This window comes from Shewanella sp. 10N.286.51.B7 (assembly GCF_002873615.1).
Lineage (GTDB): Bacteria > Pseudomonadota > Gammaproteobacteria > Enterobacterales > Shewanellaceae > Shewanella > Shewanella electrodiphila.
The window spans coordinates 1-26022 of the sequence record NZ_MCUF01000058.1 but is presented as its reverse complement, the minus strand read 5'-3'; the positions used below and the strand labels follow the sequence as shown (position 1 = coordinate 26022).

General features: G+C 38.0%; 25 protein-coding genes and 1 tRNA gene. 13 read left to right on the top strand and 13 right to left on the bottom strand.

Translation table 11 applies throughout. The annotated features are described in order from the left end of the window. Nucleotides 1–217: 217 nt before the first annotated feature. From flgA to BCU84_RS15530, 3 genes are all read left to right on the top strand, one after another. Entirely contained in the window at nucleotides 218–940 is a 723-nt protein-coding gene (gene flgA, locus BCU84_RS15540) for a flagellar basal body P-ring formation chaperone FlgA (RefSeq protein ID WP_102528988.1), read from the top strand. A gap of 72 nt (nucleotides 941–1012) precedes the next feature. After that, nucleotides 1013–1342, top strand: a complete 330-nt coding sequence (gene flgM, locus BCU84_RS15535; RefSeq protein ID WP_102528987.1) for a flagellar biosynthesis anti-sigma factor FlgM — start codon at nucleotides 1013–1015, stop codon at nucleotides 1340–1342. 65 nt (nucleotides 1343–1407) lie between these two features. Further along, nucleotides 1408–1833, top strand: a complete 426-nt coding sequence (locus BCU84_RS15530; RefSeq protein WP_102528986.1) for a flagellar protein FlgN — start codon at nucleotides 1408–1410, stop codon at nucleotides 1831–1833. 104 nt (nucleotides 1834–1937) lie between these two features. Here BCU84_RS15530 and BCU84_RS15525 read toward each other — a convergent pair whose 3' ends face one another. Together BCU84_RS15525 and BCU84_RS15520 are read right to left on the bottom strand one after the other, a co-directional pair. After that, nucleotides 1938–2396, bottom strand: coding sequence for an LPP20 family lipoprotein (locus BCU84_RS15525; protein WP_102528985.1), 459 nt, complete (start codon nucleotides 2394–2396; stop codon nucleotides 1938–1940). After that, nucleotides 2393–3103 carry a FlgO family outer membrane protein gene (locus BCU84_RS15520; protein WP_102528984.1) on the bottom strand — a complete coding sequence of 237 codons (711 nt, stop codon included), beginning with the start codon at nucleotides 3101–3103 and terminating at the stop codon, nucleotides 2393–2395. The genes BCU84_RS15525 and BCU84_RS15520 overlap by 4 nt, the downstream gene beginning before the upstream one ends. Nucleotides 3104–3487: 384 nt before the next feature. Here BCU84_RS15520 and BCU84_RS15515 point away from each other — a divergent pair, with 384 nt between their 5' ends. The 10 genes from BCU84_RS15515 (at nucleotide 3488) to BCU84_RS15470 (ending at nucleotide 15683) form a co-directional block, all read left to right on the top strand. Continuing rightward, nucleotides 3488–4669 (top strand): flagellar assembly protein T N-terminal domain-containing protein, encoded by a 1182-nt coding sequence (locus BCU84_RS15515; RefSeq protein ID WP_102528983.1) that lies wholly within the window; start codon nucleotides 3488–3490, stop codon nucleotides 4667–4669. A gap of 92 nt (nucleotides 4670–4761) precedes the next feature. Further along, complete coding sequence (locus tag BCU84_RS15510) at nucleotides 4762–7239, top strand: 6-hydroxymethylpterin diphosphokinase MptE-like protein (RefSeq protein WP_102528982.1); 2478 nt, start codon at nucleotides 4762–4764, stop codon at nucleotides 7237–7239. A gap of 198 nt (nucleotides 7240–7437) precedes the next feature. Then, nucleotides 7438–7513 (top strand) — tRNA-Arg (locus tag BCU84_RS15505). A gap of 209 nt (nucleotides 7514–7722) precedes the next feature. Continuing rightward, complete coding sequence (locus tag BCU84_RS15500; protein ID WP_102528981.1) at nucleotides 7723–8583, top strand: hypothetical protein; 861 nt, start codon at nucleotides 7723–7725, stop codon at nucleotides 8581–8583. A 235-nt stretch (nucleotides 8584–8818) separates the two neighbouring features. Next, the gene (locus tag BCU84_RS15495; RefSeq protein WP_102528980.1) at nucleotides 8819–10003 is read left to right on the top strand and encodes a hypothetical protein; all 1185 of its coding nucleotides are present in this window, start codon (nucleotides 8819–8821) and stop codon (nucleotides 10001–10003) included. 115 nt (nucleotides 10004–10118) lie between these two features. Further along, nucleotides 10119–10307, top strand: coding sequence for a helix-turn-helix domain-containing protein (locus BCU84_RS15490; protein ID WP_102528979.1), 189 nt, complete (start codon nucleotides 10119–10121; stop codon nucleotides 10305–10307). Between the two features lie 84 nt (nucleotides 10308–10391). After that, nucleotides 10392–10670: a hypothetical protein gene (locus BCU84_RS15485; RefSeq protein ID WP_102528978.1), complete on the top strand. Its 279-nt coding sequence runs from the start codon at nucleotides 10392–10394 to the stop codon at nucleotides 10668–10670. Next, nucleotides 10663–12654 (top strand): replication endonuclease, encoded by a 1992-nt coding sequence (locus BCU84_RS15480; RefSeq protein ID WP_102528977.1) that lies wholly within the window; start codon nucleotides 10663–10665, stop codon nucleotides 12652–12654. Before BCU84_RS15485 ends, BCU84_RS15480 begins: the two co-directional genes overlap by 8 nt. A gap of 31 nt (nucleotides 12655–12685) precedes the next feature. Beyond that, on the top strand, nucleotides 12686–12991 hold the full coding sequence (locus tag BCU84_RS15475; protein WP_102528976.1) for a CU044_2847 family protein: 306 nt from the start codon (nucleotides 12686–12688) through the stop codon (nucleotides 12989–12991). Then, nucleotides 12984–15683, top strand: a complete 2700-nt coding sequence (locus tag BCU84_RS15470) for a serine protease (protein ID WP_102528975.1) — start codon at nucleotides 12984–12986, stop codon at nucleotides 15681–15683. The genes BCU84_RS15475 and BCU84_RS15470 overlap by 8 nt, the downstream gene beginning before the upstream one ends. A gap of 189 nt (nucleotides 15684–15872) precedes the next feature. Here the strand turns inward: BCU84_RS15470 and BCU84_RS15465 are convergent, their stop codons facing one another. The 11 genes from BCU84_RS15465 to pseB all read right to left on the bottom strand — a co-directional run bounded on the left by BCU84_RS15465 (nucleotide 15873) and on the right by pseB (nucleotide 25844). After that, the gene (locus BCU84_RS15465) at nucleotides 15873–17186 is read right to left on the bottom strand and encodes a site-specific integrase (protein ID WP_102528974.1); all 1314 of its coding nucleotides are present in this window, start codon (nucleotides 17184–17186) and stop codon (nucleotides 15873–15875) included. Nucleotides 17187–17393: 207 nt separating this feature from the next. Beyond that, a complete protein-coding gene (locus tag BCU84_RS15460) occupies nucleotides 17394–18452 on the bottom strand; it encodes a putative sugar O-methyltransferase (RefSeq protein ID WP_157936234.1) in 1059 nt (352 codons plus the stop codon). A gap of 26 nt (nucleotides 18453–18478) precedes the next feature. Beyond that, complete coding sequence (gene pseI / locus BCU84_RS15455; RefSeq protein WP_102528972.1) at nucleotides 18479–19516, bottom strand: pseudaminic acid synthase; 1038 nt, start codon at nucleotides 19514–19516, stop codon at nucleotides 18479–18481. After that, complete coding sequence (locus BCU84_RS15450) at nucleotides 19509–19739, bottom strand: acyl carrier protein (RefSeq protein ID WP_102528971.1); 231 nt, start codon at nucleotides 19737–19739, stop codon at nucleotides 19509–19511. The genes pseI and BCU84_RS15450 overlap by 8 nt, the downstream gene beginning before the upstream one ends. A 13-nt stretch (nucleotides 19740–19752) precedes the next feature. After that, nucleotides 19753–20676 (bottom strand): ketoacyl-ACP synthase III, encoded by a 924-nt coding sequence (locus tag BCU84_RS15445; protein WP_102528970.1) that lies wholly within the window; start codon nucleotides 20674–20676, stop codon nucleotides 19753–19755. Then, complete coding sequence (locus BCU84_RS15440) at nucleotides 20676–21260, bottom strand: hypothetical protein (protein ID WP_102528969.1); 585 nt, start codon at nucleotides 21258–21260, stop codon at nucleotides 20676–20678. Before BCU84_RS15440 ends, BCU84_RS15445 begins: the two co-directional genes overlap by 1 nt. Before the next feature lie 15 nt (nucleotides 21261–21275). Further along, on the bottom strand, nucleotides 21276–21923 hold the full coding sequence (locus tag BCU84_RS15435; RefSeq protein ID WP_102528968.1) for a NeuD/PglB/VioB family sugar acetyltransferase: 648 nt from the start codon (nucleotides 21921–21923) through the stop codon (nucleotides 21276–21278). A gap of 27 nt (nucleotides 21924–21950) precedes the next feature. Continuing rightward, nucleotides 21951–23021: a UDP-2,4-diacetamido-2,4,6-trideoxy-beta-L-altropyranose hydrolase gene (pseG, locus tag BCU84_RS15430; protein WP_157936233.1), complete on the bottom strand. Its 1071-nt coding sequence runs from the start codon at nucleotides 23019–23021 to the stop codon at nucleotides 21951–21953. Then, nucleotides 23018–23704 carry a pseudaminic acid cytidylyltransferase gene (gene pseF, locus BCU84_RS15425; RefSeq protein WP_102528966.1) on the bottom strand — a complete coding sequence of 229 codons (687 nt, stop codon included), beginning with the start codon at nucleotides 23702–23704 and terminating at the stop codon, nucleotides 23018–23020. Before pseF ends, pseG begins: the two co-directional genes overlap by 4 nt. Next, entirely contained in the window at nucleotides 23701–24849 is a 1149-nt protein-coding gene (gene pseC, locus BCU84_RS15420; RefSeq protein ID WP_102528965.1) for a UDP-4-amino-4,6-dideoxy-N-acetyl-beta-L-altrosamine transaminase, read from the bottom strand. Before pseC ends, pseF begins: the two co-directional genes overlap by 4 nt. 2 nt (nucleotides 24850–24851) lie before the next feature. Next, entirely contained in the window at nucleotides 24852–25844 is a 993-nt protein-coding gene (gene pseB, locus BCU84_RS15415) for a UDP-N-acetylglucosamine 4,6-dehydratase (inverting) (protein ID WP_102528964.1), read from the bottom strand. Nucleotides 25845–26022 lie beyond the last annotated feature (178 nt).

The window sequence follows — 26022 nt, the reverse complement described above, 5'->3', positions numbered from 1 at the left end:
ATTATCAACATACTAACTGGGCATGCTTATTGCTTCATGTAAAACAATGACAATAAAACCCCATATTGATAGTTGAACAGTCAAACTTCTGACTCACTGATGAGTACAATGCGACTCATATAAACAACTAAATTAATATTCTTGTTTAAATCCACAGATTTAAACCGTTAATAGAGAAGTATAGAGACATACTGGCAATACTGGCTAGAAACTAAAAATGAATAAAAGAATGCTATGGCTACTCATTATATTGTGTTCCTCTTTACCGGCTTTCGCCAGTGAAGACAGCACTATTACCTACTCTTTATCGACCATTACTGAGTTAGCTAAAGAGACTGTGGCAAAAAAAATTGCTAATAGTCCTTCATATAATAGTGATGCAAAGATAAATATCTTGCCACAACGTGTTGAAGGAAGGTTAACCCCTCCATCATGCTACCCGCCAATCAATGTAGAAATGGCCAGCGACAGACCGATTAACCGAACCAATACCGTAAAGATAAGTTGCAACAGTCCGGAGTACGATTACCCTTGGCAAATGTATTTATCCGTCAAAGTTGAAGTACTCTACCCTGTAGTGACGGCTAAAAGTATTATCGAGAAAGGCGAACTCATCACCAATGACACCATAGAAATAAATTATGTTGATCAGCACAGTATTCGTGGCCAGTTTTTCTCGGGTGTATCCGACATTATTGGCACTCGCTCAAAAAGACGAGTCCCAGCCAAAGCCCCATTACTCAATAATAACCTATGTTTTGTATGTAAAGGTGATTCAGTCTCCATATATGCAAAAACTAATAGCTTTGAAATAAAAACAGCCGGTGAAGCATTAAGAGACGGAAATGTGGGAGAGACCATTAGAGTCAAAAACTCTAACTCAAACAGGAAACTAGATGTTATTGTCATAGGTGTTGGAGAAGTTGAAGTTAGGATGTAAAATAATCCTAAAGTTCTTTCCAGCATGGCCGATACCCTGTTAGGAATACCATAAATTACGCTGGAGCCTTACATGGCAATTGATATTAACAATCTAAAAACAGCTTCACACACTCAGTTACGTACTAACCGTGACGCAAGTGCTGCGACAAAAACTGCAGAGTCAACGAGCAGTAATACAGCAGCAGTGAAAACTGATTCGGTCAGCATTACCTCGCAAGCACAACAGCTGCAAGGAGCTCAGAGCAAAATGGCATCGTTACCTGAAATTGATCAAAGCAAAGTTGATGCAATTAAAACAGCGATTTCTGAAGGTCGATATAAAGTCGATCCAGAAAAGCTTGCTGCTAATATTGCCAGTTTTGAAGCTGACATGAGCGGACTAAATTTCGACCAAGAGTAATTTCATAATGACTCTTGGCTAATCAAGCATTACAAATGTAATGTGGATTTTATGAAGAGTAACTTATGAATGAATTACTACAGCTGTTATCTTTTCAGCACGGCACTTTGTCGTCGCTGAAAAAACTTGTATCTGCAGAAAAGCAAGCGTTAACAGATCAAGATGCAGATACCCTTTTGGCTTTAGCCCGCGAGAAAGTAACCTGTCTCAATAATCTGCAGCAGAATGATCAGAAGCTCGCTAACCATCCTGATAAAGAATTACTTAGCACTGACACTGTATTAATTCAGAAAGTGGAAGAAGCCAAGGTAATATTAGAAGAGTGTAAAGACATTAATAATCAAAATGCCAGCTTGATTGAACTGAATATTGCGAGTTTAAATCGCTTTTCTCAAGCGATGCAAATGAGTCGAAACGCTACCAGCCTCACTTATAATGACAAAGGGCGAACGTCGACCATTTCATCATTAGGCTCTAATCTAAAAGCCTAATGTAAGCGTCAATTTCTGCTCCCATGAATAAAAACTATAAAAAAGCCGCTGTCATCAGCGGCTTTCTTGTATTTATTTGTAATAGCTCAATCAACATTAAAGCACTAAAAATAAGTGACTTCTTTGATTTTTCTTGGTCGATTGTCTTGCTGATATAAGTTCCACACTTGAGCAAAATCTAATTCTAATTCAGTAACATACATATCACCAGCGGGATAGCTTTTAATCACCTTAGCCCCCTTAATCATGCCAGAAACCTGAGTCGACACGGTTTCACTATTTAATAACCACTCGCTCATTTGGCTATGAGCATCCACTTGTTGACCATATACCTGCTCTGCTAACTCACGATACGCCGCAATTTTTGACGCTTGCATCGCCATTAACACTTTATGAGATTGCTCTTTTGCTGGCTGGGTCGCGAGAGGGGCATAACCTATCGCGGTTAATTTTGGAAACTGCTCAGGCGCCTCTGTTTCCCACTGAACATATTTATCATTACTTGAGCAACCGACTAACGATAATGCTGCGACAGACATCATTGCCATTAAAAGCTTTTTCATAATTTCTCTCCTAGCACAGCCACTTTTCCATCCCCAGATTGCTCATTACGATAGAGCAAACCATTTTCTGAGGTAACTTTATTAGAGGGTGATAAGTAACCCGGTAAACTGTCTGTATGAACAAAAGTTTGTACAGCAGACACCACTCGATTATTGGTTACATTAACAATCCTGGCATTCAACACGACTCCTTGTGTTGTTGTAGCCATTGTCGACACAACAACATGGGACACGGGTAAATCAGACGGCAATAGCTTCCAATCGCGACTGAGAATAAACTCACCTTGTTCTGTTGCTCTTATGGCATTAGCCACATTCATATCAACTAAATTAAATTCATGAGCATGAAATGCTGCAACAAAACCTTGTTGTAGCTGCAAACCTAGAGCGTCAGTTTGACTAAAAGCATCTATTTTTACAGGTGTCGTCACCAATAAAGGTTGATCTGAACGCAGGCTATCATTTTGTAATACCAGTTCATTGACGATTTTTTCTGCAAGTGTGTTCACTTGAGACTTTGGGGCTAAACCGACCTTTTCTATATCGTAGCTTAATGCTTTTGGCGTCTGACCTTCTGGTTCGGACATAAACCATGAGTTAGTGTCAGTAGGCTGCCCAGTATAGGTTAACTCATCGCCACTCTTTGACGTCTCACTTGCGCAAGCTGCCATTAATAAAGCAATGGGTAATAAAATAAATTGACGCATAGCATTTATATCCTTAACTCAATTCATGCACTGTCATTGACGTTATCTAGAAAAGTATCGTTTTAAACCCAGTGAACAAACCTTATTCATTCAATGGGTATCAAGTGGCCTAACTTTATTAATAACCATATTCGTCATCACACTCATAACAATGTTAATAGCCACACTCTCTGAAACCCTATCGGCACTTAAGCTAAAAACTTTATCATTTAACCGCTATTAATTAGCCATGATGAGCCTTTTCTAAATGTTCACACTTATCAAAGCCACAGATACACAAAGGGCACAATTATTGCTTTGCTATAAATACTCATAAAAATGGTGTCTAAAAGTCATTAAGTTGGCACTGATATCTTCATTATTTTGTAAAAAGTGAAACTGAACATGCCGAATTTAAACATTAAATTATTATTTTTTTCAGTGCTTGTACTGCAATTGGCTAGTATCAGTCACGTCGCTTTTGCACAAAGAATCGAAGTATCAGGTCAAGCGAGCATAGTCGATGGCAATATTGATAAAGCCCGTGAAGCTGCAATAAATCAAGCATTAAACTATGCCAGCTTAAAAGCTGGAGTGAACTTCAATAGTCGTCAAACCATTAATCAAGGCAACTTGACTCAAAATGCATTTCAAGTACAACGCATGGGTGAGGCTAAAAATATTGAAGTGGTATCAGAAATAATCACCTCAACTGATATTACTGTCTCATTAAGGCTAAATCTCGAATCACAGAAGGTCGTTCAGCAATGTCACAGCCAGCAACTTAAAGCGGCACTGATGATTCCACAAGCTACCATGCGAGATCGCTCCCAATTGCGTTATGGTCAATTAGCCAATTTTGAACAAGCCCTGTCACAACAATATGGTGCAGTGATTAATGGCATGTCAGAGTTTAGTTTTGCGCATATGCACGCCGAAGAAAAACTAGACCATAAAAATCAATTGATAAACTTTAGAGGCAACAGGATCCCAAGTTGGTTAGGCGAAATTACTGATAGCCAATATATTTTACAGCCTGAGATTTTAGATATTTCCACAGAGCCAAATCAGAGCTCAATGTTCGGCCTGTGGAGTGATTACCCTCAACGACAAATTAATTTACGCTTTACATTATTTCATGGCATTAGCGGCGAAAAAGTATGGAGTAAAGACTACGCCGCTACAGCAGAATGGGCATTTGATAAAGATGAAACCGTCTCTCCAACAACAAAGCGCTTTTGGAGTTCGACTTACGGACAATCAATGAACCAATTATTTCAACAAAGCACGCAAGATATTGATAACCTCCTAAACTGTCGTCCATTATTAGGACAAATCGTCGCTAAGCAAGGAAACAGAATTATCATCAATCTAGGCCGAAAAAATAACGTTAAAATGGGTGATAACTTTCAAATTGTCTTGCAGCAAAATATCCCAGACAGAGTCAACTTAATGCGTGCAGTCGCAACGAAAAATCGCGCCACAGTTACCATTGAGCAAGTATCAGAAGAAAGCGCAACTGCGGTGCTAGAAGGGATTGGAAGTACAGGCAATATTCAAGTACAAGATATTGTGATTAAAATTTAATACAAACTTTACTGAAGTAAAACCCTGATATATAGGTCAAATTATTAAAAGATAATTTGCGATTTGCTACTAAAAGAAAAGGCTTACAAACAATGGAAAGATCTAGCTCAGTATTTAATAATCAATTTTCAATTAGTCAATTTGGCGAATATTACTTACCGAGTGTTAATCGTAATACCTTTGAGAAAGTGGATTCGACAACTGCGTTTAAACAAAAATTTAAACAAGATATTTTTGCTAAAGACACCCTACATATTGTTCTGGGCTTAGATTCTGGATTATTGGTAAATTACATTCTGGAAGCGCCAAAAACTGATGGCAGTAAATACATTTTTGTTGAACTACCAGAAGTGATGAACATGCTCAACATTGAGATACCTACAGAGCAACAGGATTACCTAAAAGTCATCAGTTTTGATGAGTTAACACACCATATTGAATCTGCAGAAGACGACTTATACTTTATTAAAGACCAGATTGCTGTGACTCTTTCACTAGCGGCTTCATCAGGCGTGATAGAGGAGTATTCAACGTTATACAGCCAAGCTTATCGAACCATAAATCAACACTCTATTTCACATAAAACCAACTTTAACCAAAAGTCTTTTTTTGAACAGCAGATGTTTAACGTGGTTGAAAACCAGTTACCTGCATCATTATTAAAAAATAAGTTTCTTGGTAAAACCGCCATTGTCATTGGTGGTGGCCCGTCACTGGATCTACACCTAGAGTGGATAAAAGAAAACTATCAACAACTCTTTATCTTTACCGTTTCAAGATTTGCAGCAAAACTCTCCCAAGCTGGTATTCCCGCACATATTATTGTTTCAGTTGATCCCCAAGATACGAGCTTTGAAGTGAATCGTGACATGATGAAATTAGCAGGAGAAAGCCTGTTCATCAATTCACATCATGTCAATCATAGAATTCTTGCTCAATGGCAAGGTAAATCATTGTTCTTGGGAGATCAGTTACCTTGGATTGAAACAGATAATATTCTGACCATCGGACCAACAGTCACAAACAGTGCCATCAGAATCGCTATAGAAATGGGGTTTGAACAAGTATTATTAACCGGCGTTGATTTTTGTCATTCTCCAACTGGGGTTACTCATGCTAAAGGTAGCCTTGAAGCCAGTGCAGGCAGTAAAAACAGTAAAATCCACGAGTGGGTTGAAACCTATTCAGGGCAAATAGCTGAGACACCGATTCAATTACTATACGCAGCTCAAGGGCTTGAAGAAGAAGCTTCGCAATTTCCTAATGTTAAAATTATTAACCTCTCAGAACACGCTGCCAAAATAAAAGGCGTTGCTTATAAAAACTTCAACGATATTAATATTGTATCTGCACAATGTTCTCCTGCTCAATTATTGGCAATGATACCGTCGAATACCGATAATGAATCAAGCTTTCTTAGCACATTAGAAACTGAAGTCATCGATGCTAAAAATGCTTTTGTCAGCATTAAAAAGCTGTCCCAAAAAGCATTAAATTTGACTAACTCAGCGAGAAAACTTAAACCTGAATCCATTGAATATCAAGGTAAAGTTAAAGAAATAGATAGCATTGAAACTAAAATCAATAAGAAGTTTAATCGCTATAACATGTCGATTAAAGTGTTTGGCTATTTTGAGTTTTCTCAGTTTCTGACCACCAAAAAAAAACAAGATTGGTCTGAACAACATATGCTTAAGATGACAAAGTTGTATTACAGCGCATATGAAGTCATCACTCAAAAGCTACAAAATCTGACAGAAACATCGATAGAGACTATTAGAATTAGACGTGAAGAAACTAAAGTTCAGCCCAACATTGAGCTGCTTACCATTGGCTGGAATAAATACAATCAACCAGGTCGAGTATGGTTATTGGAACAAAAACTCAATGCAACTTCTTTGGATACATTATCAGCAAAAGAATCAGAACAATTAGCAGAATCAAAAAAGCAATATCAAGAACAATTAACTAGTTTTTCTCATCCATATTTTGCCATGAAAAAAACCAATCAGAATTTAGATAATACATTAGCCAAAATTCTGGACTTAAAGAAGCATAACAATATAAAAGGGCTAACTTTACTGATTAATAGTATTAGACCTTTAATCGAAAAAGATGCTTTTGCGGCAAGGCTACTCCTCCTTGCTGAACATTATATTTATTTCATTGAAAAAGATTTTGAATCTTCGTTGCAGTCTTTATTACAAATTGAAAAGGCAGATAGAACAGAGTTAGAGCTCAAACAACTGTTATTGGTGGCTTTAAAGCTTCATCAACTTGATCTTGCAGAACAAACCATCAAAAGCCTTTCACTTTACAGCGATGAATACTTCCCTCAACTTGCTCATATTTTCTCGCTACAAGGCAATAATCAACAAGCACTTGATACCTATCTTGATTATTTAGATAAATACCCGACGGACGAAGGCACTTTACTTAAGCTTGGAATTTTTCTTGCTAAAATTGGTCAACTTGGGGGAGCGAAGTCAGCTTTTGAACAAGTGTTAAGTATTAACCCTGATAGCATTTCAGCTAAAAATTATTTGGAGCAAGTACTCCAGCAAGCTTAACCATTCACTAGCTTATACATATTTGAATATTAACCTACTAGTCTGCTGATCTTGACAGGTTTGGTTTGCCCACATTTTCGGGGAAAAGCTATAATAATCATTGATTCGATAAGGAAATGATATTAGAAGTGGCTAAGGACTAAGCAACTAAATTTAAACGCTTTTAATCAAAGGTAAAACTTGTATAATTAGTAAAGTCTCCCTATAGCTCAACAGGATAGAGCAGCCGCCTCCTAAGCGGCCGATCAGGGTTCGAGTCCTTGTGGGGAGACCATAACACCTCTTTTATATAGATTTATCAATTACTTACAAAAATACCTAAAAATTGTGCCGCCTATGTGCCGCCATAGAACACCCCCTAATTACTACTTTTTTTCTTACCTTTCTTAAAAACCTCTGTTTTACTCAGTTCATCTCAGTTATAGACTTTTTGCTTCATTTCTAATAGTTTTGTATCAAACAAAAATATGGAAATTAAACGTGATGGATGACACCTCATCAAGTAGTAATCACAATAAAATCACAGATGAATCGCTTAACAAAATGTTCAGTGAAATGCCTGCTGAACAAAAAGAACAACTGTTAGCAATTCTTACCTCTAAAGAAAATAGCACTGTTGATAATCAAGATTTATTGGAAAAATTCGTTACTCTCGAATCTTTATCTTCATCACCTTCAGCATTAAAAGAAAGCCTTCCTGATGATATAACTGAAGAAACACTCGCTAAAACTCTAGCCCAAATTGATAACAGCCAACAGACTTTGGCAGACGAACAGTCACAGTTAATCAATGTGTTTACTGAAATGTTTGAACAGTTTTCAAATGCTGAACCTTGTGATGATATTAACGAGCTCAGAGTATTCGGTAATTCACCTTCGCTTTTTGAGGCTCTAGAAGGTGCTGGCGTTTCTGGGTTATCAGTTTTTAAAAATACCGTATCCCAAGAAACTGATGAACTACTGCACGCAGCTATGACTTGCCAAATTGCTGGACTGACAAAAAACTCACAGTACCTGTTTAAGCTTTTTTTGCAGCAGCAATTCATAGATAAAAATGAAAGCTATCAATCATTGCAATCAGACATAAACATTGAGAAAGGCATCATTGAAACAGCTCAAAGTCATTCAATAAAAGGGCAAAATACTAGGCACAGCAAAAACCGCCAACGTAAAGAGTTTGCTCTTACCTTATATGCAAAGAAATCTTTCACAAATCCAAAGCAAGCTACGGAACGCCTATTTCCATCAATTAATGATTTTGCCAACACAATTCATCACCCTTTCACAAGCGATTACCAAGGGTTTCAAACCGTATACCGTTGGTTTCTTGCGGAAAATAAGTAGCAATCGCATATAGTCAAAATTAAATCAAATAAACTTGATTCAATTTACTCATTAATATAGATTCTTTATTAGGCGCCAGCCTCACTTACATGCGAGTGAAAACAGGCACTAAAAAAGAAAGTTTAAAATCAAAATTTAAAACCAATTTTTCATAAATGACTAGGTTGAGAAGCCTCGCCGTAATCGCATGTGGTAATGCTTTAATGCACCTCGCACTCAACCGCGGAGTTAATTTATGAACATGCTTTCAACTTACACTTATAACGTATCCTCACGCGCAAAAAAACTGCCTGAATGCACGATTTCTAGAGCACAAATCCTCGAACTAATTGCCGCATACCTAGGTAAAAAAACTTATGCAGCCTTAAAAACATCATCAATTACAAATCTATTAGAGCAAGCAAATAAAGAACCTTTAATAGCCTTTGAGAGATGTAAGCTCAAAGCAATCCATCTAAATCAAACCGAAACAGCCTCAACTCAACTTGCCAATTTAATACGTGATGAATTAGCTTCGCTTATTGGTATGCAATCATCACTAATCAATCAGCAAGCACTACACTACTTAACCTATGTTGACAGTCTTACCAACTATGATGATTTTGACAGCAGGGACTCCAGTGAATCTAGTAGCAGATTTGAAAATGAATCAGTAAATAAGTTTTCTTATAATGGATTCGAAATTGACATTAAAAACCTCTTTACTGAGTTACAGCAGAGTTCTATAAAAGGCGATAAACAATCAACGCTTTTGGAGTTTTTATGGCTACTAGATGATTTATCTTCAGTTACTGGAGGTGAAAGTAGTCAACACTGGTATGAGCAAAGCTTAAAAGGCCAAACTATGGGCGACACCCAAAAAAAGTGGGCAGATAACTATGCGAAACAGATAAAGCCTACTCAAGCATTCGAACGGTTTATTTCTCAAGTAACTATTTCTGATTTAGCTTTTCCCAATATAGATGATATTTTTGAAGCAAATAATTCTAATTCAATCGAAAAATCAATCTGCTACCTTTTAGATGCTGAGAAAACACTCCACTTACTCAATCAATATTGGGGGGAAGACTATGATAGTGACTTCAAAAAGCAGCCCTTTAATCAATGGTTAAAGCTCTCAGCCTTACAGCAACCTAATCGAAGTTTAATCTCTGAATTAATTGAAAACTCTAGAGACCCTATTGAACAGCATGCCTGGGCGTTATTTGCTAAAGAAAACAAAATTGATGTAACTCAAGATGATCACTATGCAATAAATATGGATACAGGTGAGCAATGGGATGAAGATTATGGCCCTATTGGAGTTGGTGGCTATAGTGGCATTCGATTACCTCAATTAGCGCCTAAAAATGAATCTAAAGTTTATGAAAGAAGCGAAATAATGCTTCAAATCAGTCAAAAATGTCAAAATAGAACCTAAAGTAAAAAGGTGTTTCTCACCCTGAGAAACACCTTTTTGAGCCTGACAAGCGCATACCCTATTCCTCTTTGATCATATTGTTCACTCCGACGAACACAAACTAATCGGAGTTAACATGAATAATCTACTACTTACCCCTTCTCAGGTTTCTGAGTTCTTGGGCGTTACTATTGGCACCCTTTCCGTTTGGCGTTGTACTGGCAGATACCCACTTAACTTTATCAAAGTCGGTCGTCGAGTCATGTACCGTCAAAGTGATGTTGAAAACTTCATCAATGGGAGGGTTTATGAACATACTGCTTAATTATTCCCTAATTGAAATACTTGCCCTATTAGCTAATTACATTCCTGCAATCAGAGATATTAATGCACAAAAAGGTGGTGAGTAATGGCCACTTTTAGCAAAGAACAAATTAGCTTTATTGAATGGTTGTCGAAAGGCAACCATATTGAAGTGTGCATAGAGATTTGCCCTGACCTTGGCAAGATGACTGGTTATGAGTCATTTTCAGGCAGCTTTCAAAAACGCACCTTATTCAAGCTCAAGCAGCAAGGCTTTCTGGCTGAAAGCACTCGTAACGACATGGGTATGAAATGGCAGAAATGTTCTTTAAATCAACGTGGCTATCAATGGTTAAAACAGCATGGAGGGCTTAAGAATGCCTAGTGTGCATCCCCATGATAAAGAGTGGCTTAAAAAGAAACTTTTCGGTCTGCCTAACGTTCATAAGTTTTCAATTCTGCGATGTTACAAGCGTATTCCGACAAGAAGATTATCCAATCTTTATATTCTCGATGTCACTAAAAAAATCGATAAAATAATAGGTATTAACGGTCAACGATGCAGTGTAAACATTGAGGAAGTGGACTATAAAACCAAGGCTAAATTACACGCAAAACTTTGCTCTAAAATAGCGACAAGAGTTAATAATTTTGGTTTAGAAAAAGGTTATCGCTCAATTATCCATTACGTGAAAACCTATGGAATAGAGCCACCACAAATTAGTGACGCTATTATTGCAAATTTACAGAATGATTGCTTATCAGAGATAGAACAAAGCAAGGTAATTGGCGTGATTAAAAGGGCTTCAACTGATACTTGGTGGGTAACCAAATTAAGAAGACAACATAACCGACAAATTGAGTCGGTATCCCGCTTACTAAACCAAGTAAACAAATATAAGGGAATATATGCCAGTAACGTAACAGTAAGCAACTTCAAAACCCAGTGGCAAAACAATCGTGAGTTACTTGAAAATACCATTGCCACCAATGAGCATGATTACTCAATGAGTTTGGCTGAATTGTCAGATTTAAACGTATCGAATCCCAAAATAAGAAAAGCAGAATTAATGGTTCGCATCCTTGGTTTTGAAGATTACGCCAAAGACATGGACTATTCAGCAATATTTTTAACCATGACAACTCCGTCTAAATACCATAGAAGCTTTTCAAAATCAGGTGCCGAGAATCCTAAATGGAATGGCGCTACTCCGCTTGATGGACAGGATTATCTTAATCGCACCTTCCAACGTATTAGAGCATCATTAAACCGTGACAATATCACCCCGTTTGGTTTCAGAATTGCCGAACCCCACCATGACGGTACACCCCATTGGCACTTACTCTATTTTGTACCAACAGAACATCAAGACAGACTGGTAGAAACCTTCGAGCATTATTGCTTTGAAGAAGATGGTGATGAAAATGGCGCTAAAAAGCACCGTTTTAAAGTTGAGTACATTGATCCTGAAAAAGGTTCTGCAACAGGTTACATAGTTAAGTATGTTTCTAAAAGTATTGACGGTGAAGGCATTGAACATGACTCATACGGGAAGGAGGCAACCACTTCAGCAGTGCGAATTAAAGTTTGGGCTTCATGCTGGGGCATACGCCAATTTCAGCAAATTGGTGGTGTAGGTGTAACACAGTGGCGGGAATTGAGACGTTTATCAGCCATTACAGATGAAAGCTTAGATTGGGTTGAAACGGTTCGACAAGCAGCAGATGAGTCTAACTGGAGCAAATATACCGAACTTATGGGTGGCGTATTTTGTAAACGTGAAGACCAACTTATCAGGCCGTTATATCAACTTAAAAAGCAATCTACTCACCCTATAACTAAAACAGTGGCTACCAATGAGTCTAAAACAATAGTTAACGATGATTCCTGTAAACCCTACATAAACACTAAGGCTACAGCACATCAATGCGCTATGAGTCCATACGGCAATATTGCAAGAAAACCTATACACCATGCAGGGTTCACTAAAAATTACCTTTCAAGAATTGCAGAACCATTTACAGAAATTTCTGCAATCAATCTCGAAACGGTTTCAGCAATGCCTGCATTATGTGCTGGAAGCAATCCAGCAATGATTACTGAAATCCCGAGACCATATCCTGCATATTCCAGCAATCACTCACTAGATAGCCACCAAGGCTACATATACAAAACCAACCGTTACGGAGATGAGTTTGTTACTCAGCTCAAAGGCATTGTGGCTTTAGGAGTAGAAATCATTACCCGAGTCCATGAATGGACATTAACTCAATCAAGCCCAGCTTGTGCACTTGATTTAACTTGGAGTCCTGTCAATAACTGTACTGAGGATTATCCCTTGATTTTAATGAATAATACTTTAAAGTAAAAATTCATATCTCAAATGGAAAGGAGTAAAAATGAACAAGATAATTAAGCTGAAGGATGGTATCGAAGTAGAAGTAGAAGTCTCTCAGGACGAAGCACAATTAATTTCACATAGTAGCATTGTAGACTCTTCAATAAGTGAAATTCAATCTTTGATTTCTGGAGTATGCTCGCCAATTGGTCAGACATTAAACTCAATGGCAAAAGACATTGATATAGAATCAACAAAAGTGACAATAGGCGTAAAAGTTGGGGCAGAAGGGAGTTTTATCTTAGCAAAAAGCTCAATTGGTGCAAATATCCAAATAGAAATGACATTGAGAATGAAAAATGGATAACTCTATCCTAGCGATTTATAACGAAGAAGATACTAAACTTGGGACTGGCTTTGTCATTAAAACTGATAATGAAGGAGCTTATATCGCAACATGCGGACATGTTGTTAACAACTGTGGTTCGAGTATGTTAGTTGAAGGGGTAAAACCTAAAATAATTCTTAATGAATACGATAATGGATTAGATTTAGCGGTTTTATATGTTAAAGGAGTCTCCCATCCACCTTTACATGTTCAGGTTAAAGAGAATATAAATACTGTTAAAGTTATCGGTTACAGTCGAATAATGAGAAGCAAAATTAGGGAACCTATAAGTTCCATTTCAGTCAAAAGAAATATAAAAATTGAGAGCCCCCTTACTTCAATTAGCACAATAGGTCTTACCACTCCAGAACCTATTTCAAATGGGTATAGTGGTTCGCCAGTTATATGTGAGGATTCAGATAAGGTTGTAGGTATAATTTGCATACAAAAAAGTGAATCTAAAAATTACGCTATTTGCTCTAAACATTTATTAGAGGTATATCCATTAGAAGAAATTACAGAAGAAGTTACAGAAGAAGTTATAAAACCTAAATCTTATACAAAGATAGAAATCACATCTAATCTATCTGTTGAAGATAATTTATCTATAAAGTGTCGTTTATCAGAAAACCTTAAAACTTCACTATCAGCGATCATAGATAATAATGATGTATGGATTGAACCTCAGCTATACAATATTACAGAAGGAACCCCCTCACAGGAAGTAAAAAAAAGCAACAAAATAGATATAAATTCAATCATTAATAACCCCAAGGATGTTATTATTCATGCGCCACAGCAGTATGGATTAACATCATTGGCACACTATTTGTGTAAATCAGCTTGGGAAAACTCTGAAAAATCTTTTTGGTTATACCTTGACGCCTCATCTTTACAGGCAAAGAAAGGCAATATAAATAAAGTAATAAGCCGAAAAATAAAAGAAGCAAAACTCACCACTTCTGAATTAGAATGTCTTGTAATTGACGAGTTATCATGTGTCCTTGAAAACTCAGAAGAAATAATAAACATTATTCATGACATGTTTATTTCTATTCCTATAGTAATATTAAATACAATTAAGGTTCACCCTTTACTAGCGGAATCTGAAGACCAACTTAACCAACGAAAATTTGAAAAAATTTACTTATGGGCGCTACCAAGAAGCTCTGTAAGGAGCTTAGTTAAACAATATAATATAAATGAAGAATTTATTGAACACGAAAACAGAGTGTTAAATAAAGTTATTTCTGACCTTGAGGCGATCAATATACCTCGCACACCATATAACTGTTTGACTATTCTTAAAATATCTGAAGACAAATTTGATGATAGCCCAGTGAATAGACCTGATATGATTAACAGGGTTTTGAGTTATATTTTCAATGCAGGTTTCAAACCCAGATATAAAACACGCCCAGACCTTCTTGATACTGAACACACAGTTGGTCACTTCTGTATGCTAATGATAAAAAACAAAAAATACCAATTTACAGAAAAAGAATTTATTGACGAACTAACTAATTTCTGTGAAAACAATGAAATAGATCTAGATATAAATGTTATTTTTCAAATTTTTTGTGAATATAACATTTTTGCATTCAGTGGAGGTTTTTACTACTTTAAGTTTAGTTATTGGGTGTTCTACTTTGCTGCTCATGGCATGTTAAATAATAGTGAGTTTTCTTCTTACATCCTATCCGACATGAATTACATTAACTATCCTGAAATGATTGAGTTTTATACAGGAATAGATAGAAAACGAACTGATGCAATAAGCCAAGTAACTAACGATTTAAAAATCATTAGAAACACTGTTATAGATAAATGTAATTTCCCTACTGATTTTAACGTTTTCGATGATTTTCAATGGCACCCAACCTCAGAAGGTTTAAATAAGCTTAATAAGGATCTTTCCAATGGCATTTTAAACTCAGACTTACCGACATCTATTAAGGATAGCTATGCTGACAAATCATATAACCACCTTAAGCCTCTCACACAAGATATAACTCAAATTCTAGAGGAATATTCATTCTTAAGACTAATGAAAACAATACATACAGGGGCTATTACTCTTAGAAATAGTAACTATGGAAACCTTAAAGCACGACATAAACTATTAGAAGAGTTATTACTTTCTTGGTCTCAACTATCAAGTTTTTTAACATCTATTTCACCAGCACTCAGCAAGAACGGTTATTTTATAATTGGTGGCGCTAGATTTGGGCTAAATCAAGACTTTTCAAAAGAGCCAGAAAAAAGACTAATAGAAGTAGTATCTTCAACGCCTTCCAATATTATAAAATGGTTTGAGAAAGATATATTCTCTCAAAAAATTGGAACCACACTTTTAAATAGGGCTAAGGCTGAAAGTAATATGTTGCATAAGCATTTATTAAATTTACTCATTATATCCAACCGCCCTAATGGTTGGGCTGATTATATAAATGACTATATAGCCAACGAGAGTAAAAACTCATTCTATTTATTTGGTGTACATCAAAGGTTATTGTCTGAATATCAGTTTAGTTTCGCCTCTGAAAAATCAATACAACTCCTAAAAAATTTAGTTAAATCAAGCTTAGCAAAACACAACTTTGACAACATAAAAAAGGTGAATAGAATAAATGATAAGATTATACCGTTAAGAGATGAGAACAAATTATAATCCAATCCAGAAGGATTTATTTGTTAGCATTAATTGTAAAAATTTAAATCAAGGATGCTAGATATTGATCCTAACATGTTTGAAAACATTACTAGATAAAAGTTAAGACCAATATACAAAAATAGATTGCTTATAAAACAGCCTATCCTTTTACCATCATAATTAGTGAAAGCAGTGTAAACATTTATTTTAGTTGATTGCAATCTTACCTAACAGCTCTCTCTTTTCTTCTTGAGAGAGCTGTTTTATCTCTCTCACCAATCTATCAACATTCGATTCTTCCTCAAACGTCCCAAGTAAATGTGCTGTAGTGATCCCTAACTCTTCTCGAACGTGTTCAATATCCAAATGAGCATAAGTGCTGGCTGTGATGCTAATATCGCTATGACCTAATAACTTACTGGTTGTTTGGATATTACCGCCACGCATGACGCTCCAGCTTGCTATAGTGCGCCTTAAATCATGTATGGTGACGTTATCCCCTTTCTCTATTCCACGAAGCTCTGCACGCTCTGTAATGCGATGCCAGAAACTGCCCTTACCTGCCTTTTCGATAACATGGCCTGATTGACTGCGCTCGCTGGGAAATACAAAGCGTTCGCCTTGATTAGCGTCTTGACTGCGCCTAGTTAAAATTTCCATCGCTTCTTTAGTGAGTGGCACAGCATGAGGCTTTTTAACTTTCATTTTACTGGTCGGAATAAGCCAAATGCCCCGCTGATGATCAATCTCGCGCCACTCCATACTGAACACACAGCTTTTACGCTGACCAGTAAGCAGTAGCATCATGACAACATCACGATAGATAGGTAACTCAAGCTCTAGGGCTTGCAGCAATCGCCTAACTTCAAGCTCACTTAAAATACGTTCTCGTTTAGTACCAGCGAGTTTTTTGATATGGAAAAATGGATTGGGGTTTTGGGCGCTAAACATCGATTTGAGCAGCGTTAAACATTTATTGCGAATCGCGACAGAACTTTTGGTGATGATGAGTTTTATAAAGTTATCAGCATCAACAATCGTAATGGTTTCAGCTTTTAAATGACCTATGCGCGTTTTTATATGCTTATTCCAAATCGAATAAACATCATCTAAGGATTTTTGACGGCGCTCACCTGACTTAATTTTAATGGTGAACTCTGCAACGTAGGCATCAAACAATTGAGCAACCGTTATGGACAGTGCATCTTCTAATGCTTGGGCTTGTTTTGCTTCTCGTTTTGACTCGTTAGGGTTAACCCCTTGAGCAATATTAACCGCTATTGTTTTAGCCTGTTTACGGGCTTGTTCGATGGTAATGTCTGGGGAGAGTCCTATTGTAACAGTGACGTCTTTACCTAAGTGCTTGCGCCTAAAGCGAAAATACTTTTTCCCTGATGGCATAACTTCTAAAATTAGGCCGTTTACGGAGTCTCTGAGGCCTAAATCGGCAATTCTATAGCGTTTTGGGGCTATTTTTAGCTGTTCAAAACAACGTTTTGTGAAGGTTAATTCTTTTACCATAATCACTTAGCCTCAAATATTGTGCCGCCTATGTGCCGCCATAGGGAACTATTTTGACTAATTTACAGTAATTTTGGTTAATGTCAAAAACAACAAATTCAATGTAACATATTGATAAATAATATTTAGTTAAAATTGGTTAACTTTGGTTAAAGTCAACCAAACTCACTTGTGGGGAGACCATACCAACCTTTCTTAATTCCCGATTTAGCTCTTACGTTTATACAGACGCAGTTCTGAATGAAAACCGTCTATGGTTTCAAAGCCAAACGGATGAACATTGGTGGCAAGTAATTCATAATCAGGTAAGAAAACATCATAATCTTCTCCCTTAATTTGCTTTTTAACACCTGCTCGTTTTCCATCAATGGCAAGTTGCTTACCTTCTCTTAGGTTCCTTAAAAGCACATATTTACAGTTTAATCGCGACACATGACCCAAATAGTTTTCAACTATGTCCGGTTCCATTTCTTGAAACGAGATAAAATTAACAAACAAATCCAGCTCACCGGTCACTTTTGGAAGCTGCCAAGGGCACATTACCGCACCTTGAAACTGACTTGATAGATTTTCTAGTGAGAAGTCATCACAAGTTGTCAGGGTTTTATAATCAGCAATATTATCTTGACCGAAAATAGACTGAAGATAGTATGTTGAAAATAAACAAGTGGGTGCAATATCAACATTTAAGTAAAAAGTGTCATTTCGCTCATCACTCAACAGGATTTCACCTAACGAGCCAAAACCACCGCCAATTTCTAATACTTTTTTAATAGGTACACCAGCGAGTTGTTGCTTTAAAAAATTGAGACCTAATAAATAGTTTAAACTTGAACGACTAAACTTACGATTTTCAAATTCAAATTGCTCAACAGGTGAGCCAACTGAGCTTTCATTAAAGTTATCAGTGAAAGGTTTTTTGTTACTATCGCTCGCTTTGTAAACTCGAAAATCACTTCTTGCATGATTTTCACCAGACAAGAAGTCCTGCATCGATAGGATTGCTTTTTGATTTCCTGATAAGTGCGTTTCGCACAGTGTCATCATTTCCTGATATTTTGCAGGTGATGATGCCCAACCATGGAAAGTATAGGTAGGAACAAAGAATGACAAGGCACTTTTCAGCCCCCGAAAGTTCTCAATGCCATTGGTTTCAATATCCTGCTGCAAACCTTTAGCACCAAATTGCCAAAAGCTGGTAGGCAAATATTTGGAATCAGCTTGCTTCATATCTGTGCTAATTAGTTCAATCTGTTCAGTCCACATGGAAAAACATCCTTTCATTACTGTATCTAGTTTTGCCAGTCATCTTTATTCGGCAGGTCATCTGCAAGTACAGGTTCACCCACTTTTACACTGCGTTCTAAGGCTTTACCCAATAACTGCTCCATATATTTAGGCTGTAAGCCACTACCATTACGCAGCACTTTTATATCCTCTTCACCAATCACTTCTCCAGCGGATAGATTTCGGCAATAAAAGAGCGAACGGCGGCGTAGTTTATCTTCTTCAGTCACTTTGTAACTCACTTCACCTAAACAGGACTCAACAGCTCTGATCTGATCAACCATTTCTCGAAACTCATGGGGCTCCATAGAAAACGCGCCATCGGCGCCGCCATCATTTCGATTTAAGGTAAAGTGCTTTTCAATGATTCTTGCCCCTAGGCTCACTGCAGTCATGGGGACTAGTGAGCCCATTGTGTGATCTGACAATCCTATGGGTACCTTAAATCTTTGCTGCATATCGGTGATCATCTTCAGATTGGCATCATTTAAGCTTGCTGGGTACTGAGATGTGCACTTAAGTAAAGCAACGTTAAAGTTACCAGCCTTGAAGCAAGTATTAAGGGCTAGTTCGATATCTTTATCATCAGCAACACCGGTAGAGATAATAAGTGGCTTACCTGTTAGTGCTGCTTTTTCTATCAGGGGAATATGGTTAACTTCAAAGGAGGCAATTTTGTAATATGGCACATTAAGGCTTTCTAAAAAGTCCACCCCTTCAAGGTCAAATGGACTTGAGAAAAACTCCATCCCCAGCTCATGGGTAAGCGTTTGTAAAGGCTGATGCCATTCATAAGGCAATGCGGCTTCTTGGTAAAGACTCCATAACGTCCTCCCCTTCCATAAGCCTTTTTTGCGCTTACCAAAGTAGTCATTATCAATATCAAGACATAATGATTCAGGGCGATATGTTTGAACCTTTACAATATCGGCACCAGAAGCTGCCATAGCTCTAATAGTGTCACAAGCTCTTTCTAAGCTACCATTATGATTGGCTGATAATTCAGCAATGATGATGGCCTTTTTCGGGAGCCAATCAGTCATTTAAACTATCAAAGTAAGCAATCAAAGCAGCAGGTGTGGTCAATTCATCAACCTTTTCGTCAGAAACTTGATGGCCTGTAAGTTGCTCAAGTTCCACAAATAAATTAAACATGTCTAGACTGTCAAATCCTGCGTCTTCGAAAGTGACATCAAGTGCTAGCGCTTCAAGATCGACTGCGCCAGATTCTTCTAGCGCTTTTTTAATTACTTCTAAATTGACCATAATGGCCTCCTTATTATCTATGAATTAATGCACTGGCCCAGGAGAAACCCACACCAAATCCACTCAACACAATATTGTTCCATTCACTACTCATCGCGTGCTTTTCAATAAGAAGAGGAATAGAGGATGAAACGGTATTACCAGTATCTTTGAGATCTTTAATAAAGCGGTTCTTGTCTTTAAAACGCCTCGCAATCGTGTCCACAATCGCGGCGCTTCCCTGATGGATAAGAAAAGCATCAATATCAGCCTCAGACATTTCGCTACCTTCTAGCAACGCTTTAATATGTTTAGGCACATTCACCGAAGCAAAGTTGAACACCTGTCGGCCATTCATTGACAAAATGCCTTGTTTTGTTTGCAAACTTTCTGCTCCATTGCCGTCAGTTCCAAACAGCACAGAACCCAGTTTAAAAACAGGTTCATGACCAATCCAACTCGCGGTTGCGGCGTCTCCAAATAACATTGAAGTGACCCTGTCTGCAGGGTCAATGACTTTTGAATAGGGGTCGGCTGTCACTAATAATGCCTGTTTGAGCCCTGCAGCTTGCAGTAAGCCTTTGATGATATAAAGACCATAAACATAACCTGAACAGCCTAAAGACACGTCAAAAGCGGCTATTGTTTTCGGCAGGCCTGCTTTTTCTTGTACTATGGCTGCTGTGTGAGGAATGTTTTCACCATCACCATTTTGAGTCACAACAATAAGAGCATCGATTTTGTCTTTTTCAAAACTGGGCTGCTGTTTTACTAGTTGTTCAATAGCTGCAACACATAAATCTGAACATTCTTGTTGCGGACTTTTTCGAGGTAAAACAAGGGCGCCAAGTTTAGACTCAACAAACTCAGCAGATTCACCAAATTGACGCCCCTGCTCTAGATTATCAATTGCGGTAGACGGAATGTAACTTGCTACCGCTTTTATGCCAATATCCATTATTGCCCCTCCACGATAAACCTAATTTGCCCCATTAATTGTCCATCCAGCCATACTTCAGAAACCGAAAATTTGTCATGTAACATCGACTGAAGCCTAATTTCTGCTGCTTCATACTGTATCGGTAAACTTTTCGTAAGGTTTAGTTGGCCAAATAACCACTTCCCTTTGCTTGGTCGCGCGATCTCATTGTGCATTTTCTTAGTTAAGGCAACGAGCACTTCAATACAGGTATAGTTTCCTGAAGGTTTAAGCATATTGATTGTTGCTGGATGAGTTGTCATCTGTGCGTTAGAAACTAATCCATCTTCATCAAACTCATAGCGTCCTTCGACTGAAGCACTACCTTCAACCCACCAAAACGGGACTTTAGTCCCATCGGTTAGATGGAATTTTCCTGTTGCTACAATTGTTCCTGTTTCAGGTTTTTGTGTCATTAATTCACATTGGAAACGAGCAAGTTTTCGAAAGCTAAGTTGTGTCAGTCTGGCTCCTTCTGGATAGTTCTTCTTGGCATACTCAACAGTGAACAAATAAAAATCTGTTCCATGTAAATAATTACGATTACCTTTAAATTCGAACATTTAACCACCTTTTACTTAGCTAACTCGGCGGGCAGGATTCCCTAACCAAGTCGAACCTTCGCCAGCATCTTTTAACAGTGCTGAACCTGCACCAACTACTGAATAAGCACCAAGGCTTAACCCATCACGTACAACTGCATTTGCTGCAACATGAACACCTTCGCACAAACTGCTATATCCACAAAGACAAACATTCGGGCCAATATCAACATAATCAGATACCTGAACATCATGTCCAATATTAGCTCCCGCTCTTACCAAGACGTTTTCGCCTATGTTCACCTGCGGCTGAATCGATACCTGTGAGCAAATCACGCTCCCTGCGCCAATTTGAGAATCGAAACCTATCATCGCACTAGGATGGATTAAAGTTGCCATCCTGCTCGAAGGAATAGCTAAAGATTTTAATAAATCTGCTCTCTCACGCATTTTTCCCACGCTTAATAGCGCGAATACAAATAAGATATCTTTATCTAATTCTTGCCACTGAGAAGACTTCCCTAGTACAGGCCAGTGGAAAAGTAACTCACCAGCGCTATGATGGTCATTAAGAAAACCCACTAGCTCTATTGCATCGCCCGCGCGCTGCATATCCATAATGATTTGAGCTAAGACTGCACCATTGCCTGCGCCGCCGATAATGACCACTCGCTTTTTACTCATATTCTTTTATTCCTGATTACGAATAACTTAGTTAATTAACTCTGCCATCCACACACTTCTTTTTTGCCATCCTTGCATCACTTTTTTTGCACTCTGTGACATTAACTGCAGCTGATTAGGTTGATTTATTAATGACCAAATAGCCGATTCTAGCTGTTGTTCTAATGCCGTAGTTACTTTACCTAAGTGCATGATTGCATTTAACTTAGCTAATTGTTCATTAGGTACAGATTGATTGTCCGCAATCGTCCAACACAAAGCGGGTAAAGCAGCAGCACAGCGCTCCCAAGAAATACCGCCACCAGCACCTATTGCTAAGTCGGCCTGTTCCATTAACTGCGATATTTGCGAAGATTGAACCTCAAGGTTCAAGTAGTTAGCATGTTGACGACATAAAGCTTCGAGTCGCTCAATATGGGGATACGAAGCCCCCACCACCACATCGACTCTATCCAATTCCTGACGAAGTGAACGCTGCAATAACACTTGGCAAACTTGGCCTGTTACATCATCTTTATCAACACCACCGAAACACACAAACACCTTTTTAAGCTGTGTTCTTAAACTCGGATTAACACCCCTAAATTCTTCACGAAGCGGTATGTTCCAAGGTCCTATATATACTCTTCCGTCACTCGGCGAACAAGGACGACTATTTAAAGTAGGATCTATTAGCATCTGACATTGATGAGGCCTATCTCTCAAACCATCGATTACAACAATTTGAGATTGAGTCTCTGTTGCAACTCGTGACTCCCACTGTGCACCTAAAGAGAAATGATCAACAATAATCCAATCAGGTTTAATTCCTTTATGCTTGACAGCTTCTAATGTGTCCTCGGCATCTTGCGCTTCAGTGCATCCTAACCAATGACTATGAGGGTAATCTCCATCGCCTTGGATATATTGCGCTGATTCAGAAAGCTGTAAAACATTAAAACCTTCCAAAACTTTAGCCTGATGACCACTATGGTTACGGCAACAGAAAGTGACAGTCGCCCCTTTTCTGGACAATGAGTTGGCTATAGTCAAACAGCGCATGATATGGCCACTGCCGATATGTTGTCCGCTATCGGTACGGATTAAAACCTGTGTCACATGCTTCCAGCTAAAAATAAACGCTCAGCAAGCAGCCAATCTTCTTCTGTATCAATATCTTGAACTTGGTATCTTGGGACGATATATGAAGTCGCTTTCTCTGAATACATAATATCGCCTCTTAAAAATGCCTCAGACTTACCCCAATAAAACTGCCCTGCGTCGTGGTAAGCCTCAATAAGATCCTGAGAACGACTTTGTCGATGCTCAGGAGCAAACATTTTTACATGACCGAAATCATCCATATAAAGGGCACGTTGAATCGCTGAAGCGAAACTGGTTACACTAAAACAAAAATCGGTCCCCATATTGAGTAATTGGTCAAAACTCAGCTTTAAAGCCTCTGCTGTAACAAATGGGGCTGTGGCATATAAACAACAAACATGATCAACCTTGCCCACATTATCAATCACCCAATTAATAGTATGATTGACAACTACACGGGTTGTCGCCATGTCGTCAGATAACTCAGCGGGTCTCATAAAGGGGGTCGTTGCACCATAACTTCTCGCTATCTCTGCAATTTCAAAGCAATCAGTCGACACAATCACATGATCGAATAACTCTGACTCAACAGCTGCCTCAATTGATCTGGCGATGATAGGCTTTCCACAAAAGTGACGAATATTTTTTTTAGGAATTCGTTTGCTACCGCCACGAGCAGGAATAATTGCTATTTTCAATTAAGTAACCCCTTGAGTTTTTCGCAAATTAAGTCTTGTTCAATTTCGGTTAAACTTGGAAAAATGGGTAGCGTCAGGCACGATTGATAATATGACTCAGCTTGAGGGAAATCACCTTTTGTAAAACCTAACTCTTGATAAAAAGGTTGAAGGTGAATTGGTATGTAATGCACATGCACACCTATTCCTGCTTGCCTCATTTCGTTAAATACTTCTTTACGGTCAACTTTTTGGGGCAGTAAAACAATGAATAAATGATAGGCACTAACCGTTTCTTCTAGAGGTAATACAATTTGAACATTGGTGTTTTTTAATCGTTCAACATAACGTTTAGCTAAACTATTTCTTTTTTCAACGAAGCTCTCAAGCGATGATAATTGACTATTGCCTAAAGCAGCCTGTAAATCAGTTATACGATAATTAAAACCTAATGATTGTTGTTCATAATACCAGTCACCTTCATCCGAATTAATTAACTCTTCAGACTGCTTAGTGATGCCGTGACTGCATGAACGTTTCATCGCTTCTGCAAGTTTAGCGTCATTAGTCGTTGCGACGCCTCCCTCACCTGTAGTGATAATTTTGACGGGATGAAAACTAAAAACAGTAATGTCGCTAAACTGGCAACTACCTATAGGGAAATCAAGATACCTGCCACCTATTGCGTGTGCAGCATCTTCGATGACTTTAACTCCATACTGACGAGCCAGTTGCGCAATGCTTTGCATATCACAGCTATGACCAGCCATGTGTACCGCTATAATAACTTTAGGTAAGCTATTATTTAATGCTGCCTGTGATAACTTTTTTGCCAATGCTTTTGGGCAAAGGTTGGCTGTTTCATAATTAATATCAACAAAATCTATAGTCGCACCGCAGTAAACAGCACAGTTTGATGAAGCAACAAAAGATATTGGACTTGTCCAGACAGTGTCTTTAAAGGTCACACCTAGGGCAAGGCAAGCGACATGCAATAATGATGTTGCGCTATTTCCTGCTACTGCGAATTTCGAATGTGTAAAAGCGGCTATATTAGCTTCAAATCGAGGTACTTGCGGCCCTTGAGTAAGAAAGTCAGATTGTAAAACATCGGTCACGGCATCAATATCTTGCTGTGAAATGGATTGACGCCCATAAGGAATCATGACTAATTATCCTCAAGTTGTTTTATTTGTTCTACGGATAGAAAGTCTGGATTATTTCCTGAGTGATATTCAAATCCTAACTGCACGAGTTCACCTGATTCACCTAGTTTATTCGTATAGTAATCATGGTCTTTACCAAAAAATGCAATACTTGGTGTAATGACAAAATGATCATCAAATTCGATAGTATGGTGTGAGTCATCACCTGGACACATGATTTCATGCATTTTTTCGCCAGGTCTAATACCGACAATCTCCTGTTTCATTCCTGGAGCACAGGCTTCTGCCAAATCAGTAATGCGTACTGAAGGAATTTTAGGTACAAAAATCTCACCACCTTGCATTCTAGAGAAGTTTTTCAGCACAAAATCAACGCCGTCTTGGAGAGTAATCCAAAATCGAGTCATATCGGGATGTGTGATTGGAAGTGTGGTTTTACCATTCTCAATAAGTGATTTAAAAAATGGTACTACTGAGCCACGTGAACCGACTACGTTGCCGTAACGTACCGCAGAAAAACGTGTACGCCCTTCACCGACAATGTTATTGCCTGCTACAAATAATTTATCTGACGCAAGCTTTGTTGCGCCATACAGGTTGATCGGATTAGCAGCTTTATCAGTAGAAAGTGCGATGACGCGCTTAACGTTATTTGCGATAGCAGCTTTAATGACATTTTCTGCACCATGAATATTGGTTTTAATGCATTCCATTGGATTGTATTCTGCCGCTGGTACTTGTTTGATAGCTGCTGCGTGAATAACATAATCAACATCCTTAAACGCTTGCAGCATTCGATCTGCATCACGTACATCACCTAAGAAATACCGCATACAAGGATCGTTATAAACCTGTTGCATCTCGTATTGCTTAAGTTCATCTCTTGACAGAATGATTAACCTTTTTGGCTTATAACGCTCCAAGATAGTTTTGGTATATTTCTGCCCAAACGAGCCGGTACCGCCTGTGATCAGAATAGATTGATTATCAAACATGTACTCTCCAAATCATTAAATTTATTCGCAAGTGCAACTCAGTCAAAGCGTTTATCACTAAACACAGCAAGTTTTGAACCAGTTTTTTATTAGGATACTTTTTTAATTTAAGTGAAAAATTTTAATAATACTATAAAGATAAAGAAATATAGACCATATAAAAATTAACCTATTATAT

Bases quoted from the DNA above. Each gene is read 5' to 3' on its own strand.
- flgA (WP_102528988.1), top strand. From the start codon at position 218: ATGAATAAAAGAATGCTATGGCTACTCATTATATTGTGTTCCTCTTTA.
- flgM (WP_102528987.1), top strand. From the start codon at position 1,013: ATGGCAATTGATATTAACAATCTAAAAACAGCTTCACACACTCAGTTA.
- BCU84_RS15530 (WP_102528986.1), top strand. From the start codon at position 1,408: ATGAATGAATTACTACAGCTGTTATCTTTTCAGCACGGCACTTTGTCG.
- BCU84_RS15525 (WP_102528985.1), bottom strand. From the start codon at position 2,396: ATGAAAAAGCTTTTAATGGCAATGATGTCTGTCGCAGCATTATCGTTA.
- BCU84_RS15520 (WP_102528984.1), bottom strand. From the start codon at position 3,103: ATGCGTCAATTTATTTTATTACCCATTGCTTTATTAATGGCAGCTTGC.
- BCU84_RS15515 (WP_102528983.1), top strand. From the start codon at position 3,488: ATGCCGAATTTAAACATTAAATTATTATTTTTTTCAGTGCTTGTACTG.
- BCU84_RS15510 (WP_102528982.1), top strand. From the start codon at position 4,762: ATGGAAAGATCTAGCTCAGTATTTAATAATCAATTTTCAATTAGTCAA.
- BCU84_RS15500 (WP_102528981.1), top strand. From the start codon at position 7,723: ATGGATGACACCTCATCAAGTAGTAATCACAATAAAATCACAGATGAA.
- BCU84_RS15495 (WP_102528980.1), top strand. From the start codon at position 8,819: ATGAACATGCTTTCAACTTACACTTATAACGTATCCTCACGCGCAAAA.
- BCU84_RS15490 (WP_102528979.1), top strand. From the start codon at position 10,119: ATGAATAATCTACTACTTACCCCTTCTCAGGTTTCTGAGTTCTTGGGC.
- BCU84_RS15485 (WP_102528978.1), top strand. From the start codon at position 10,392: ATGGCCACTTTTAGCAAAGAACAAATTAGCTTTATTGAATGGTTGTCG.
- BCU84_RS15480 (WP_102528977.1), top strand. From the start codon at position 10,663: ATGCCTAGTGTGCATCCCCATGATAAAGAGTGGCTTAAAAAGAAACTT.
- BCU84_RS15475 (WP_102528976.1), top strand. From the start codon at position 12,686: ATGAACAAGATAATTAAGCTGAAGGATGGTATCGAAGTAGAAGTAGAA.
- BCU84_RS15470 (WP_102528975.1), top strand. From the start codon at position 12,984: ATGGATAACTCTATCCTAGCGATTTATAACGAAGAAGATACTAAACTT.
- BCU84_RS15465 (WP_102528974.1), bottom strand. From the start codon at position 17,186: ATGGTAAAAGAATTAACCTTCACAAAACGTTGTTTTGAACAGCTAAAA.
- BCU84_RS15460 (WP_157936234.1), bottom strand. From the start codon at position 18,452: ATGTGGACTGAACAGATTGAACTAATTAGCACAGATATGAAGCAAGCT.
- pseI (WP_102528972.1), bottom strand. From the start codon at position 19,516: ATGACTGATTGGCTCCCGAAAAAGGCCATCATCATTGCTGAATTATCA.
- BCU84_RS15450 (WP_102528971.1), bottom strand. From the start codon at position 19,739: ATGGTCAATTTAGAAGTAATTAAAAAAGCGCTAGAAGAATCTGGCGCA.
- BCU84_RS15445 (WP_102528970.1), bottom strand. From the start codon at position 20,676: ATGGATATTGGCATAAAAGCGGTAGCAAGTTACATTCCGTCTACCGCA.
- BCU84_RS15440 (WP_102528969.1), bottom strand. From the start codon at position 21,260: ATGTTCGAATTTAAAGGTAATCGTAATTATTTACATGGAACAGATTTT.
- BCU84_RS15435 (WP_102528968.1), bottom strand. From the start codon at position 21,923: ATGAGTAAAAAGCGAGTGGTCATTATCGGCGGCGCAGGCAATGGTGCA.
- pseC (WP_102528965.1), bottom strand. From the start codon at position 24,849: ATGATTCCTTATGGGCGTCAATCCATTTCACAGCAAGATATTGATGCC.
- pseB (WP_102528964.1), bottom strand. From the start codon at position 25,844: ATGTTTGATAATCAATCTATTCTGATCACAGGCGGTACCGGCTCGTTT.